The sequence below is a fragment of the Streptomyces sp. NPDC059169 genome (genome assembly GCF_042755225.1).
GTDB lineage: Bacteria > Actinomycetota > Actinomycetes > Streptomycetales > Streptomycetaceae > Streptomyces.
The window spans coordinates 279,265-292,888 of the sequence record NZ_JBHZCF010000008.1; the positions used below are offsets into that span (position 1 = coordinate 279,265).

Here is a 13,624-nt window from a genome sequence, read left to right on the forward strand (position 1 = left end):
GTTTCCCCTCCCCCCCACTCCCCCCCTCCTCCCTGGCTTTGTGCCTTCTTCCACCCCCCCCCCCACACCCCCCCCCCCCCCCTACTCCCGTTCCCCCCCCCCCGGGCCGTTGTGCCGGATCCGGCGGGTTACAGGTTCCCGCGCTTGGCCTGCTCCCGCTCGATCGCCTCGAACAGGGCCTTGAAGTTGCCCTTGCCGAACCCCATGGACCCGTGCCGCTCGATGAGCTCGAAGAAGACGGTCGGACGGTCCTGGACCGGCTTGGTGAAGATCTGCAGCAGGTAGCCGTCCTCGTCCCGGTCGGCGAGGATCTTCAGCTCGCGGAGCGTCTCGATCGGGACACGGGTGTCGCCGACCCACTCGCCAAGGGTGTCGTAGTACGAGTCGGGCGTGTCCAGGAACTGGACGCCGGCCGCACGCATGGTGCGCACGGTCGCGACGATGTCGTTCGTGGCGAGCGCGATGTGCTGGACGCCGGCTCCGCCGTAGAACTCCAGGTACTCGTCGATCTGCGACTTCTTCTTCGCGATCGCGGGCTCGTTGATCGGGAACTTCACCTTGAGGGTGCCGTCCGCGACCACCTTCGACATCAGTGCCGAGTACTCGGTGGCGATGTCGTCGCCGACGAACTCCTTCATGTTGGTGAAGCCCATGACCTTGTTGTAGAAGGCCACCCACTCGTTCATCTTTCCGAGCTCGACGTTGCCCACGCAGTGGTCGATGGCCTGGAAGGTCCGCTTCGCCGGCGGCTCGACGATCGGCTCCGCCGCCTTGAAGCCGGGAAGGTACGGGCCGTTGTAGGCGGAACGGTCGACGAGGGTGTGACGGGTGTTGCCGTACGTGGCGATGGCGGCGAGGACGACCGTGCCGTGCTCGTCCTTGACCTCGTGGGGCTCCTCGATGCCGCGGGCGCCCTGCTCGGTCGCGTACGCGTAGGCGGCCCGGGCGTCCGGTACCTCGATGGCCAGGTCGACGACGCCGTCACCGTGCTCGGCGACGTGGTCGGCGAGGAACCGGCCCCAGTCGGTGGAGGGCTTGATGACGGAGGTGAACACGAAGCGGGCGGCGCCGTTGGTGAGCACGTACGAGGCGGTCTCACGGCTGCCGGTCTCCGGGCCCGCGTAGGCCACGAGCTTCATGCCGAAGGCGGTGGAGTAGTAGTGCGCGGCCTGCTTGGCGTTGCCGACGGCGAAGACAACCGCGTCCATACCCTTCACCGGGAAGGGGTCGGCCTGCCGGGCGGTGTCGGGGGTGTGATCCAGGGTCTCGGTCATGGCGGCAGACTCTCTCCCATCCACAAGCTGCGCAATAGTTTGTGTATCGGCTGGTCAATCTGCCCAACCCATGTCCGTTTTGGCCAGGCGATCTGTACAGGATGACTACCCAGGAGGCTGGAGTGGCGATCGATCATCTGGACGGCAGACTCATCGTGCTGCTCGCGCGGGAGCCGCGGATCGGAGTACTGGAGGCGTCCCGGCGCCTCGGAGTCGCACGCGGCACTGTCCAGGCGCGACTGGACAGGCTCCAGTCGAACGGAGTGATCCGGGGCTTCGGACCCGACGTCGACCCCGCGGCGCTCGGCTACCCGGTCACCGCCTTCGCGACGCTGGAGATCAAGCAGGGCCAGGGCGCGGACGTGCGGGCCCACCTCGCCACCGTCCCCGAGGTGCTCGAGCTGCACACCACGACCGGCCACGGCGACATGCTGTGCAGGCTGGTCGCCCGCTCCAACGCCGACCTCCAGAGGGTGATCGACCGCGTCGTCCGCTTCGAGGGCATCGTGCGGGCGTCGACGGCGATCGTCATGGAGAACCCGGTACCGCTGCGAATCATCCCGCTGGTGGAGCAGGCCGCGCAGGACGCGGGCTGAGGCCGCTCGTCACGGGGCGCCCGACCGGGACTCCCGGATCAGCACTGCGGGACCTGACCGCCCTCCTGCAAGGCCCGCAGCGCGGACACCGCGTCCTCCAGGCTCGTGACCGGGATCAGCCGCATGTCCTCGGGGCGCTCGGCCTCGGCCTCCTGGCACTCGGCCTTCGGCACGAGGAACACGGTGGCCCCGTCGCGCGCCGCGGCCTGGGTCTTCAGGGCGACGCCTCCGACGGCACCGACCTTGCCCTTCGGGTCGATCGTCCCCGTGCCCGCGATGTTCCGTCCGCCCGTGAGGTCGCCCCCCGCGCCGTTGCCGTCGAGCTTGTCCACGATCCCGAGGGAGAAGAGCAGTCCGGCGCTGGGCCCGCCGACGTCCGCGAGGTGCAGGTTGACCTTCACCTTCTGCGGGTCCTTCTTGAGGTAGCCGAGGGCGGCCTGCACCGCACTGGCCTGGGACTTCGCCATCTCGGCGGTGTTGTGCTTCTCGATTTCCCGGTCGGACTGACCCGGCGGGTAGACCGCGTCGTGCGGCAGTACGGCCCGGTCCTTGCGGAACCACGCGTCCAGGACGTCTCCGAAGCCGACCTCGACCGAGGGACCGGTCGCCAGGATCGTCGTCATCCGCAGGGCGCCGGTCGTCGTCCGCGTGGGCGCGCCCGAGACCCTGATCACCGAGGTGCCCTGGTCCACTCCCAGGACGTTGGTGGTCTGCCCTGGCTGGGCCACGGCGAACGGCAGCGGCGCGAACGCGGCGACCGCGAGCAGCCCGACCACGGGCACGGCACTGATGGCGAGGGCCCAGGGACGCGAGAGACGAGAGAGGCTAGGCAGCACGGGGTCAATGTATCGGTCCGTCTACCGTGGGCCGAGCGGGGTCACGGGGCTGCCCACGGGCTGCTCCCGCCTCCGCGGGCAGCCCGCAGGCACTCCTGGCGGTGCGGCCGCACCGCGCGGATTCCGGCCGGCTGCCGGGAAGTACCGGGACACGGGCGGCACTCCCGCAGAGCGTCGTGCCCACCGGGGCGGGCACACCGGAGGACGGCCGTCAGCGCAGCGCGTCCGCGACCTCGCGGGCCGCGTCCACGACGCGCGGCCCCACCCGCTCCGGAACCGAGTCGGCAAGCATCACCACACCCACGCTGCCCTCGATGCCGGTGACCCCGATAAGCGGTGCGGCGGCACCGCTCGCGCCCGCCTCGAGCTCCCCGTGGGTCAGCGTGCACACGGGCTCCGACAGCCCGCCCTGCCGCGCCGCGAGGATGGCCTTGCCCGCCGCTCCCCGGTCCAACGAGTGCCGGAAACCCGCCCGGTACGCCACGTGATAGTCGGTCCAGGTCGGTTCGACGACGGCGACGGCCAGCGCCTCCGCCCCGTCGACCAGGGTGAGGTGGGCCGTGGCACCGATGTCCTCGGCGAGCGAGCGCAGCGCCGGCAGCGCCGCCTCCCGCACCAACGGGTGCACTTGGCGCCCGAGGCGCAGCACCCCGAGCCCCACCCTGGCCCGGCCTCCCAAGTCACGGCGGACCAGGGCGTGCTGTTCCAAGGTGGCGAGGAGGCGGTAGACGACCGTCCTGTTGACCCCGAGCCGGTTGGACAACTCGGTGACGGTCAAGCCGTGGTCGGTGTCGGCGAGCAGTTTGAGGACACGCAGTCCCCGGTCGAGCGTCTGGGAAGTCTCCGCGGTCACGACGCCCACTCCTTCGTGGTGAGTGACGGCGACGCTCTCACGGGTCCAGCGGCACCGGTCCCACGGCGACGCACGGAGAGGCCGCCGGCAGGCCATGCACACCGGCTGCGCTCCGCGGCGGCGCTGCCACGGGGCGTTTCGTTTGCGGGGAATGTAGCGACCCGGTCCGCTCAGCGGAAGACCTCGTCCAGAATCCGGGCGCAGGAGCCCGCCGTGCACCGTCCACGGCGGGGTACTCGCCGACGACCTGGAACTTCGCGACGTATATGGCTTTTCAGCGTCCTGTGTACCGGGGCGAAAGGGGGCGGAACGGCAAAAGAGGAGGGTCCGGGCGCCTCCGCGTCCGGACCCTCCTCACCGACCCGCCGGGCTCACCGCATCCGCGTGGCCCACTCCTGTACCTTCTTGATCCTCTCCCGGATCTGACCGGCCGTCGCCTCCGCGCTCGGCGGCCCCCCGCACACCCGGCGCAGCTCGGTGTGGACGACCCCGTGCGGCTTGCCGCTCTGGTGGACGTACGCTCCCACCATCGTGTTCAACTGCTTCCTCAGCTCCAGCAGCTCCTTGTGCGAGACGACGGGCCGCCGTTCGGCCGGCAGCTCCAGCAGGTCGGCTTCCTCGTCCGGCTTCTTGCGGCTGTGCGCGATCTGCCGCGCCTGCCGTTTCTGCAACAGCAGTTGGACCTGCTCGGGCTCCAGCAGTCCGGGGATGCCGAGGTAGTCCTGCTCCTCATCGCTCCCCGGATGGGCCTGCATGCCGAATTCGGCACCGTTGTACATCACCCGGTCGAAGACCGCGTCGGACTCCAGGGCCTCGAAGGGAAGCATGTCCTGCTCCCCCGTGTCTTCGTCCTGCTGCTTGTTCGCCTCGTCCATCTCCTTCTCGGACTCGGCGTAGGGGTCTTCCTCCCCGTCCTTCTTCGGCCGGTCGAGCACGTGGTCGCGCTCGACCTCCATCTCGTTGGCGAAGCCCAGCAGCATGGGGATGGTGGGCAGGAAGACGGACGCCGTCTCGCCGCGCCGGCGGGAGCGGACGAAGCGGCCGACGGCCTGGGCGAAGAAGAGGGGCGTCGAGATGGTGGTGGCGTAGACCCCGACGGCGAGCCGTGGGACGTCGACGCCCTCCGACACCATCCGGACGGCGACCATCCAGCGCTCCTCGCCCTCGCTGAACTCGTCGATCCGCTTCGAGGCACCCGCGTCGTCCGACAGCACGACGGTCGCCTTCGTCCCGGTGATCTCACGGATGAGCTTGGCGTAGGCGCGGGCCGAGTCCTGGTCGGAGGCGATGACCAGGCCGCCCGCGTCCGGAATGGACTTGCGGACCTCGGTCAACCGCTGGTCGGCGGCGCGCAGGACGTTCGGCATCCACTCGCCTCGCGGGTCCAGGGCGGTGCGCCATGCCTGCGAGACGGCGTCCTTGGTCATCGGCTCGCCGAGCCGAGCGGCGACTTCGTCGCCCGCCTTGGTGCGCCAACGCATGTTGCCGCTGTAGCTCAGGAAGATGACGGGCCGGACGACACCGTCGCCGAGGGCGTTCCCGTAGCCGTAGGTGTAGTCGGCGGCCGAGCGCCGGATGCCGTCGTTCCCCTCCTCGTAGGTGACGAAGGGGATGGGGTTGGTGTCGGACCGGAACGGCGTTCCGGTGAGGGCGAGTCGACGGGTCGCCGGCTCGAACGCCTCCAGGCATGCTTCGCCCCACGACTTGGAGTCACCTGCGTGGTGGATCTCGTCCAGGATGACGAGGGTCTTGCGCTGTTCGCTGCGGTTGCGGTGCAGCATCGGGCGTACGCCGACGCCGGCGTAGGTGACGGCGACGCCGTGGTACTCCTTGCTCAGCGGCCCCGCGCTGTACTCCGGGTCCAGCTTGATGCCGATCCGGGCCGCAGCGGCCGCCCACTGCTTCTTCAGGTGCTCGGTGGGTGCGACCACCGTGACCTGCTGCACCACGTGGTGGTGCAGCAGCCAGGACGCGAGCGTGAGCGCGAAGGTCGTCTTGCCTGCCCCGGGCGTCGCCACCGCGAGGAAGTCGCGGGGCTGCTCCTGGATGTACTTCTCCATGGCGCCCTGCTGCCAGGCGCGCAGTTTGCCGGCCGTACCCCAGGGGGCACGGCCGGGGAAGGCGGGTGACAGATGGTGGGAGGCGGTAGTAGTCACGGTCTCCGGTTCGAATCGGGTCCACCGCGCGCTGGGGTCCTCCCGGGCGGGGTCCCGGGGGCGCCAGGCGGGGTGATGGCCGACAGCGGGCGGGCTCGGCCACGGCGTTACGTACGACAACCGGGCCACCCTACCGGTGCGACGGTCGTCTCGCGGGCCTCACGAGGCCGCTGCGCGATGGGGTGAGACCCGCCTCACATCCGCCGTCCGACACCTGGGACCGCGGCTCACAGCGAGCGCAGCACCGCCCCGATCGCCGCCGGATCGGTGAGTTCCCCGGCCGCGACGGCGACGACCAGGTCGTACGCCCGGTCCTGGTCGATGCCTGCGAGATCCGCGCCGTTGACGGCCAGGAAGACCGCGGTGGACAGCCAGGCCGTGCGTTTGTTGCCGTCCAGGAAGGGGGGGTTCGCGGCAAGGGCGTGCAGGAGCGCGCCCGCCTGCTCGTAGAGGTCGGGGTACGCGGCGACGCCGTACGTCCGCGCCCTCGGACAGTGCACCGCGGACTCCAGCAGACCACCGGCCCGCAGCTCGGGCCGGTGCCCGCCGACCGCGATCCGGGCGATCCCGGTCACCTCGCCGACGGTCAGGTGACGCGTCTGGCTGGTGGTCTGGTGGGTCATGTGCCCAGCCTCCTCAGCAGTCCGGCGTGCTGCTGCGCCAGCCGACCCGCGAGCGCCGCGAGCCGGTCGCTCTGCAACCGCAGGTAGTGGTGCACCGCGTCGTGCGCGAGCTCCTCCGCGTTCCGGTCCTGTGCGTCGGCGAGGTCCAGCAGCGCCTCGCGTTCGGCATCGTCGAGGATGATCGTGAGCTCGTGCATGGCCCGATGCTAAGCGGGCCCCCGCGCCGTCGCTCGGTGAGTCACCGGGTGCCCGGGGGCTGGAGGCGCGTGGCCACCCAGGCTCCGGCCAGCGCCACCGCGGCCATGGGGAGGAACACCGCGGCGAAGGCCGCCGGGTGGGAGCCCGCGGCGGCGGAGGCCGAATGGGCGCCGACGGCTCCCCCGCCGAGCGCGACGAAGGCCGCACCGCCCGCCGTCAGGAGCAGGGCGTTGCAGAGGCTGTCGGAGATCTGCAGGGCCGCCGAGTTCGTGCCGGCCTCCTTCGGGGCCGACAGCTTCAACAGCAGGACGCTGGTCGAGGAGTAGACCAGCCCCATGCCGAAGCATCCCCACCCCCACGCCACGGCGACCAGCCACACCGGTACGGAGGGGAGCAGCACGGACGACGCCGTCGCTATCGCGGTGGCGACGAGCACCATCCCGACGACCGTCAGCCGTTCACGACGGGGCTCCAGTCGCGGCCGCGACTGGACGTACGACCCGAGTGCCCAGGTCGCCCCGCCGAGCGCCAGCGACAGGCCCGCGAGCGTCGGGGACAGCCCCCGCTGGGTGACGAGCATCAGCGGGATGAACGATTCGGCAGCCACGAACGACCCGGCGGCCAGTCCGCGGAGGAACACCACCGACGGCAGGCCGCGGGCCGCGCGGTATGTCCCACGGGGCATCAGGCCCCGGTCCCCTGCGAAGGCCGGCACCAACAGGGCCGCGCCCGCCACAGCCGGGGCCAGCGACGCCCACCGCAGGTCGTGCCCCGCATACTGCAGGAGCGCCGCGCCCAGCGTGACCCCGACGGCCAGCCTGGTGCGCCGCGCGTCGAAGGCCGGACCGCCGGGACAGCGGCGCCGGGCTGTCGCCGGCGACTCGCCGCGGGCTCGCACCGCGGGCAGGTGCGCCAACGGTGGAGGGCGGCCCCGCAGGACCGCCCTCCCGCTGACGTGGACCGCCCGATCAGGGAGCGGCCACCGCCGCCTGCGGACGGATCGGCAGGCGGTTGACCGGACGCCCCGTGGCCGCCCGGACCGCGGCGGCGACCGCCGCGGGCGAGGTCACGACCGGCACCGCGCTCGCCGCCTTGGCGCCGAACGGGGCCACCACGTCGCGCTCTTCCACGAGCTTGACGATGCGGACCTCCGGCGCGTCCAGCGAGGTCGGCAGCGCGTACCCCGTCAGGTCCGGGTGGCGGACCAGACCGCGGGCCGTACGGAGGTTCTCCGTCAGGGCCGCACCAACCCCCTGGGTCACGCCCGCCTCGATACGAGCGGCGAGCTGGGCGGGGTTGAGGACCCTGCCGACGTCCTGGGCGACGGCCATCTCGACGACCCGTACGGAACCGAGTTCCACGTCGACGTCGACGACCGCACGGATCGCGCAGAAGGCGAGCCCGACGAAGGCGTCGCCCTGACCGTGGTCGTCGAGGGGCTCGGTGGGGTGGGGGCGGCACTGCGCCGTGGCCCACAGCTCCTTGCCGTCCATCGCCTCGGTGACGGTCGTGGACAGCACGCCGTCGTACGACGTGATCTTGCCGTCGGTGATCTGCAGCAGCTCGGTGGACATGCCGAATTTGTGCGCCAGGGGCTGCAGCAACTGGGTGCGGACCATCTTCGCGGCCCGTTCGACCGCACCGCCCGACACCCAGGTGTGCCGGCCGTGGGTGGCGGCTCCCGCCGGGGGCTGGTCGGTGTCGACGGAGGCGATGTGGACCTCGTCGATGCCGAGCGTCTCCTGGACGATCTGACGCGCCAGGGTGGAGAACCCCTGGCCGGTGTCGACGGCCGCGCAGATCACCGTGGCCACACCGTCCTGGACCTTCACGGTGGCCGTGGACACCTCGTCGGTGCCCTCCGCCCCGAGCATGTGGACCATCCCGAGCGCATAGCCGACACCGCGGCGCACCGCACCGGGCTCTCCGGCTCCCTCGGGGCCGCCGGGCAGCAGCCAGCCGTCCTCCGGACTGTCCTTGGGCAGCTCGGGCAGTGGGAAGTCGCGGACGGCTTCGAGGAGTTCGGCGACCGGCGCCGGGCAGGTAACGGTCTGGCCGGTGGGCAAGAGGTCACCGGTGGCCAGCACGTTGCGCAGCCGGACCTCGGTGGGGTCCAGGCCCAGCTTCACGGCCAGCTTGTCCATCTGGGCCTCGTACGCGGCGCACACCTGCATCGCGCCCTCACCCCGGACGTGGCCGGACGGCGGGTTGTTGGTGCGCACCGCCCAGCCCTCGACGAACGCGTGGGGCACGACGTACGGGCCGCAGGCGAAGGCGACGGCGGCCGCCAGGGACTCGGCGGAGGCGTCGGCGTACGCGCCCGCGTCCAGCAGGATCTGCGCCTCCACCTTGACCAGGCCGCCGTCGGGGTTCGCGTGGTGACGGTAACGGAGCAACGTGGGGTGGCGGTGGGCGTGGCCGAGGAAGGACTCCTCGCGGGTGGCGGCCAGTTTGACCGGGCACCCGGTGCGCAGGGCGAGCAGCCCGAGCGGGATCTGGAAGCCCGGGTCCTCGCGGTCGCCGGTCGCCCCCGGGACACCGGTCACCACGACCTTCACCCGGTCCGGAGCGAGGCCGAAGCAGGCGGCGGCCAGGTCGCGGTCGGTGTGCGGGTCGGTGGAGGCCGTGTAGAGGTCGACGCCGCCGTCGGGGCGCGGCACGGCGAGCCCTGCCTCGGCGCCGATGGGGGCCGGATCCTGGCGGCCGATGCGGTAGAGGCCCTCGACGATGACCTCTCCGGTGACCGTCGGGTCTCCGTAGCTCAGCGGGATGTGGCGGATGAGGTTGCCGTCGGGGTGGAGGGGTTCGGCCGCGAAGGCTTTCTCCGGATCGGTGACGGGCTCGAGCACCTCGTAGTCGACCGCGATGGCGGCGGCGGCCAGCCGGGCGGTGTCGGGGTGGTCCGCGGCGACGGCGGCGATGGCCTCGCCGTGGTGGCGTACGAGGTCGGAGGCGAAGACGGGGCGGTCGGCGATCCGACGGCCGTACGCGGCGTCGCCCGGGACGTCCTGGTGGGTGATGACGGCCCGGACGCCCGGCATCTCGGCCGCGGCGGAGGTGTCGATGCCGGTGATGCGCGCGTGGGGGTGCGGCGAGCGCAGGACCGCCGCCCAGAGGAGTCCCTCGGCCCACAGGTCGGCGGCGTACGGGAACGTGCCCTCCGTCTTGGCACGCGCGTCGGCCGGTGGGAGCGACGCACCGAGACCGTGCGGGGGCAGCTCCTGCTGGGGTCCGTCGACCGCCGGGTTCGCGGTGGCCGCGTCGTTGCTCACACCATGCCTCCGTCGTGCGGGTGGGGCTGCACACTACCGGCGCCCGGAGGTGCCTGGTGCGGGATGCGGGCCCCTTCGTGGATCCCTTCGGCCCCGTCGTGGGCCTCGTCGGCCGCGGCCGCACTCGCCTCGCGTTCGGCCACCACCTCGCGGACCGCCTCCAGGACGCCCCGGTAGCCGGAGCAGCGGCAGAGGTTGCCGCAGAGGGCCTGGCGCGTTTCGAGCTCCGTGGGGGCGTGGTTGCCCTCCAGCAGGTCGTGCACGGTCATCGCGACGCCGGGGATGCAGAAGCCGCACTGCACGGCTCCGCACCGGGCGAGGGCGCGCTGGACGTCGGACGGTTCCCCGTCGGCCGCCAGCCCCTCGACGGTGCGGACCTCCGCACCGGCCGCGGTGGCGGCGGGCACCAGGCAGGAGGCCACGAGCCGTCCGTCGACCTGGACGTTGCAGGCGCCGCACTCGCCCTGGGAGCAGCCGTCCTTGGCGCCCGCGAGGCCGAGGCGCTCGCGCAGCACGTACAGGAGCGACTCACCGATCCAGGCGTCCGTGACGGGGCGGTCCACGCCGTTCACCCGCAGGAGGTACGACATGTGGGGGTGTTCGTCGTTCGGTGGGGCGGCGGGTTCCGCGGGCGGTTCGGGCTCCGGCGTCTGCTGCTGCGCCGCGGTGGCGGGCTGCGCGTCCGTCGGCGACGGCTCGTGCCGCTCCGCGGAGGGGGTGGAGGGTACGGCCTCGCCGGGCTCATCGGACGTGTCCCGGACGGCCTCGGTGGGCCGCGGCTCGAGTGCCACCGTTGGTTCCGCGGCGGGGACTGCGGAGGCCTCCGGTTCGACCGCCCCCTCCGGTACCGCGGGCTCGACGGCACCGGGCGGCTCTTCCGGCGCCGCGGGCTCGACGGCACCGGCCGGCTCTTCCGGCGCCACGTGTTCGGCGGCCCCGGCCCGCTCTTCCGGCGCCACGTGTTCGGCGTACGGCTCCGTCGCCCAGGGGGCGGGCGCCCCGCCCGGCAGGGTCGCCGGGTACGAGGTCATGTCCGGAACGGGCGTGCCGCCCTCGGGCGACGTGGTCGCCCACGGCGCCGGCGCCCCGCCCGGCAGCGTGGCCGGCGGAGATCCGCCGCCCCACTGGGACGCCAGCGATGACGTCGTGAACTCGCCCGACTCGTCCGGCAGGTCTCCCTGGGCGACCGGGATCGTCCACTGGCCGGTGAGGTCCGCGGACGCGTCCTGGGTGGTGGCGGCGTCACGGCCCCCGGCGGACTCCCCCGCCTCGGGGAACGCCCACTCCTGCGTGGCGTGCGGATCGGGGTCGCCCCCGCTCCCGGAAGCGTGGTGCGGCTCGTGGGCGGGCTCGGGCCAACGGGGCGCTTCGCCGCTACCCGCGGCCTGGGGGGGGACGGTCCACGAGCCCGTCGCCGTGGGGTCCGCCGCCGCACCCGGCGGCGGGGACGCGATCCGGGGCGGTACGTAGCCGTGCCCGGGGGCCGCCAACGGGGGTTCGTCCGGCATTCCGTCGGGCGGCAGCTGGACGAAGGCCGTGGCGTCGGCGTCGTACTCCCCCCCGTGCGGGACCGGTTGCCAGCCGCCGTGCTGCGGGGCGGGGTTCTGCGGCGGATTCTCTTCGGAGCTCATGACAGCGCCCTCCCCAGTGCTCGTCGAGCCAGGGCGGCGACCACGCGCCGCAGGTGCAGGACGGCCGGCGGCAGCTGCTCGTCGTCCTGGGGGTCCGGGATGCAGGCAGCGGCGACGTACTCCCCGAACGCCGCGAGGGCCTCGGGTGCCAGGCCCCGCTGGCCGTCCCAGTCGATCAGCGACGCGATCCAGCGCTCCGCCTCCAACGGTCGCAGCGGCATGGGGGCGATGGCGCCGACGGCGCAGCGCACTCCGCGCCGCGCCGGATCGAGGACCACCGCGACGGACGCGGAGGCCCGCCCGGGGCCGGTCCGCCCGGTGGCCTTCAGGTAGACCTGCGGGGCGTGCAGCAGGGGAACGCGTACGAAGCCGATCAGCTCGGCGGGTTCGAGCATTTCGCGGCCGGCGAGCAGATGGGACACCGGGATCTCGCGGCGGGCGCCGCCGGGGCCGGCGATGACCAGGTCCGCCTCCAGGGCGGCCAGCACGGGAAGCGTGTCGCCCGCGGGTGCCGCGCTCGCGATGTTGCCGCCGAGCGTGCCCGCGTTGCGGATCTGCGGCGGACCGGCGGCGCGCGCGGACGCGGCGAGCGCGGGGATCAGTGCGGCGAAGTCGGGCCGCCCCATCCTGGAGTGGGTGAGGCCGGCACCGAGGAGCGCATGGCCGTCCTGGTACTGCCAGCCGCGGATCTCGTTGATGCGGCCGAGACCGACGAGGCCGGCGGGCCGCAGCCGGCCCTTGTTGACGGCCGCCATCAGATCCGTGCCGCCCGCGACCGGCACGGCGGCGGGCATGGCCGTGAGTGCCGCCACGGCCTCGTCGAGCGAGCCCGGCAGCGTCACGGACTGCGCCGCCTGCGGTGCGTGCGTGGTCAACCCAGCTGCCCCTTCCCGGTGTCCCGGCTGTCCGCCTGTGTTGCCGTACCGTACGTGTTCTCAGCCCGGACGTGGCAACTCTGGCACATATTCCGACCAGTCCGGAGCGAGGGTCCGCGAAGGACTTGTTCGCCCCAGTCCTCCTCACCGAGGCGAATGGCCCGATTCACGGCAATACAGCCGGTACGAACCAATTGCCGCCCTTCGGCCTTCCTTGTACGGCTTTCCTGCATGGCCCTTCACGGTCCCAGGGACCCGTACGCGAGACAGCCCCTTGGGCTCGGGCTCACACGTTTGGGGGCGCCCCCTCGATCGGGCGTCCGAGTACCCACGGGTGCTTCCCGCCGGCGACACCGGGCCACGGGGCGACCGGCGGCGACACCGGCTCGTCAAGGCGCCCGCCCGGGGCGGGCCTTCGTCCGGCCGCGGGGGACAGCTCCGCGACGCACGCCGACGGACGGGGGAGGCCCTTCGGTCGGCGACGCCCGCGCGTCCACGACCGGGCGCCACCGGTCGGCACCCGCGGCGCGAGCGGCGCACGGTCGGCGGGTGGCTGCACGCGCCGAACCGCCCGCTCACCGGCTCCGCCACCGACCCGCACGCGGCGGGCCCGGGCCCGCACGACCATCCGGCGGCACCGATGCCTCGTTCGACGGCCGAGTGGGGCCTTCACCGAAGCCGGGCCCGCGGGCACAACGACCGGGCGGCGCACGGCGAGTGGCCCGCGGGACGGTGCCGCGGCATCCGCGGACGGCGCCACCGGACGCGCGGGGACGGCAGTTGACCGTTCCGCGCCGGCGCGGGCACCCGGCCGGGGAGCGGGCTGCTCCCCGGTGGTCGGAACGGGCCTGACGACCCGGCACCCGATGCGACCGCGCCGCGCTGGCCGCACACCCTTTCGCCACAACGGCGTTGCTGCGGCAGGCGGGGAGCCCACGCGTCACGGGAGCGCACAGGAAACGGACTTGTCCATCCCGACGCCTGCCAGGGGGAGTTCGCCGCCGGCTCGGGGAGCCACCGGCGCGCCCCGCACAGATCCGCCACCCAGGGGACCACCCCGGACCGCTCGGCGCACGACGCTCGCCCCCTCCGCTCGGCAACTGCCCGGCCATCGCCGTCGCGTACCGCACGGCGCGGTCACGCACGTCCCGCCGGGCACGGGACTCCTCACGCCGCCGCCCGCTCGGGGCGGCACGGTTCGCGGTGCAGCAGGCAGCCGTCCGGTGTGCTACGGCCGCCGGGGCGGCGGTCGGCGACGCAGCCCGGCGGGCTCCCTGACCACGGAGCCGCTTCCCGCAGCCCGCGGGACG

At 73.1% G+C, this 13,624-nt stretch carries 10 protein-coding genes and 1 pseudogene; 1 reads left to right on the forward strand and 10 read right to left on the reverse strand.

Going from position 1 to position 13,624, the window contains the following annotated elements:
• Positions 1–128: 128 nt before the first annotated feature.
• Positions 129–1,274: a 4-hydroxyphenylpyruvate dioxygenase gene (gene hppD, locus ACFXOM_RS17700; protein ID WP_384931135.1), complete on the reverse strand. Its 1,146-nt coding sequence runs from the start codon at positions 1,272–1,274 to the stop codon at positions 129–131.
• A 122-nt stretch (positions 1,275–1,396) separates the two neighbouring features.
• Here hppD and ACFXOM_RS17705 point away from each other — a divergent pair, with 122 nt between their 5' ends.
• On the forward strand, positions 1,397–1,870 hold the full coding sequence (locus ACFXOM_RS17705; RefSeq protein WP_384931132.1) for an Lrp/AsnC family transcriptional regulator: 474 nt from the start codon (positions 1,397–1,399) through the stop codon (positions 1,868–1,870).
• 38 nt (positions 1,871–1,908) lie between these two features.
• Here ACFXOM_RS17705 and ACFXOM_RS17710 read toward each other — a convergent pair whose 3' ends face one another.
• The 9 genes and pseudogenes from ACFXOM_RS17710 to ACFXOM_RS17750 form a co-directional block, all read right to left on the reverse strand.
• Positions 1,909–2,706 carry a PDZ domain-containing protein gene (locus ACFXOM_RS17710; protein ID WP_384931129.1) on the reverse strand — a complete coding sequence of 266 codons (798 nt, stop codon included), beginning with the start codon at positions 2,704–2,706 and terminating at the stop codon, positions 1,909–1,911.
• A gap of 211 nt (positions 2,707–2,917) precedes the next feature.
• The gene (locus ACFXOM_RS17715) at positions 2,918–3,559 is read right to left on the reverse strand and encodes an IclR family transcriptional regulator (RefSeq protein WP_384931127.1); all 642 of its coding nucleotides are present in this window, start codon (positions 3,557–3,559) and stop codon (positions 2,918–2,920) included.
• 371 nt (positions 3,560–3,930) lie between these two features.
• Positions 3,931–5,715, reverse strand: coding sequence for a DEAD/DEAH box helicase (locus ACFXOM_RS17720; protein ID WP_384931124.1), 1,785 nt, complete (start codon positions 5,713–5,715; stop codon positions 3,931–3,933).
• A 227-nt stretch (positions 5,716–5,942) separates the two neighbouring features.
• Positions 5,943–6,338 (reverse strand): type II toxin-antitoxin system death-on-curing family toxin, encoded by a 396-nt coding sequence (locus tag ACFXOM_RS17725; protein WP_384931121.1) that lies wholly within the window; start codon positions 6,336–6,338, stop codon positions 5,943–5,945.
• Entirely contained in the window at positions 6,335–6,535 is a 201-nt protein-coding gene (locus ACFXOM_RS17730) for a hypothetical protein (RefSeq protein ID WP_384931118.1), read from the reverse strand. Before ACFXOM_RS17730 ends, ACFXOM_RS17725 begins: the two co-directional genes overlap by 4 nt.
• A 41-nt stretch (positions 6,536–6,576) precedes the next feature.
• Positions 6,577–7,494: pseudogene (locus ACFXOM_RS17735) on the reverse strand (MFS transporter); the annotation flags it as partial.
• Between the two features lie 10 nt (positions 7,495–7,504).
• The gene (locus ACFXOM_RS17740) at positions 7,505–9,808 is read right to left on the reverse strand and encodes a xanthine dehydrogenase family protein molybdopterin-binding subunit (RefSeq protein WP_384931115.1); all 2,304 of its coding nucleotides are present in this window, start codon (positions 9,806–9,808) and stop codon (positions 7,505–7,507) included.
• Positions 9,805–11,439 (reverse strand): 2Fe-2S iron-sulfur cluster-binding protein, encoded by a 1,635-nt coding sequence (locus ACFXOM_RS17745; protein ID WP_385038400.1) that lies wholly within the window; start codon positions 11,437–11,439, stop codon positions 9,805–9,807. The genes ACFXOM_RS17740 and ACFXOM_RS17745 overlap by 4 nt, the downstream gene beginning before the upstream one ends.
• Complete coding sequence (locus ACFXOM_RS17750) at positions 11,436–12,314, reverse strand: FAD binding domain-containing protein (RefSeq protein WP_384931109.1); 879 nt, start codon at positions 12,312–12,314, stop codon at positions 11,436–11,438. The genes ACFXOM_RS17745 and ACFXOM_RS17750 overlap by 4 nt, the downstream gene beginning before the upstream one ends.
• Positions 12,315–13,624: the final 1,310 nt, after the last annotated feature.